At 75.3% G+C, this 469-nt stretch carries 1 protein-coding gene; it reads left to right on the top strand.

Going from position 1 to position 469, the window contains the following annotated elements:
- The coding region (locus FV228_RS32540; RefSeq protein WP_147858038.1) for a dihydroxyacetone kinase subunit DhaK at positions 1 to 469 on the top strand (469 nt) is incomplete at both ends.

Raw genomic sequence — 469 nt, 5'->3', positions numbered from 1 at the left:
GGCGCGTCGCTGGAGGCCGTCGCGGCGCTCGCCCGCCGGGTGGCGGATTCGGTGCAATCCCTGGGGATCGCGGTCTCGACCGCGACCATCCCGGGTTCGCCCCGGAGCGAGCGCCTGGCGGAGGGGCAGGCGGAACTCGGTCTCGGAATCCATGGCGAGCCGGGGGTCGAGCGCATCGCGCTGCCCGGCGCCGCCGAGCTGGCCCGGCTGATGACCGAGCGCTTCTCCGCGACCGGGCCGCTGGCGCTCCTGGTGAACAACCTCGGCTCGGCCACCGCCCTGGAGATGCAGGTCCTGACCCAGGCGGTGCTGACCACCGATCTCGGCCGGCGGGTGCGGCTGCTGCTCGGGCCGGCGCCGCTGATGACCGCGCTCGACATGCACGGGGCATCGTTGTCGATCCTGCCGCTGGACGACGCGATCGAGGCGGCGCTGCTGGCGCCGGTCCCCGTGCCGGCCTGGCCCGGTG

This window comes from Methylobacterium sp. WL18 (assembly GCF_008040015.1).
Lineage (GTDB): Bacteria > Pseudomonadota > Alphaproteobacteria > Rhizobiales > Beijerinckiaceae > Methylobacterium > Methylobacterium mesophilicum.
This window is presented reverse-complemented; position numbering and strand designations above follow the sequence as displayed.